At 60.8% G+C, this 240-nt stretch carries 1 protein-coding gene; it reads right to left on the bottom strand.

Translation table 11 applies throughout. The features are described from left to right. Positions 1 to 240 (bottom strand): hypothetical protein (locus tag AC1RQI_RS17485; protein ID WP_481905875.1); only part of this gene is annotated, 240 nt, incomplete at both ends.

Here is a 240-nt window from a genome sequence, read left to right as displayed (position 1 = left end):
AGCCACCGTTTCAAAACCGTGTGAAGTTCGTCGTCGACCGGTATCACCGTCTCTCGCTTGCGCTTGTTCGAGGCAGTACGGACCGATCCGTTCAACTCCTCTCCGACCGCCGCATCGGGAGTCACGTACAGCGAGTTCGGCCGGTCCGTAAGCGCCGGACGCGTACACAGCGGGTACGTCGCCTCGAGTTCCGGATCCGACACCGAGAGATCGCGAAGGTCGAGATTACAGAGCTCTCCA

The organism is Salicola sp. AFF1 (assembly GCF_056783195.1).
This window is presented reverse-complemented; position numbering and strand designations above follow the sequence as displayed.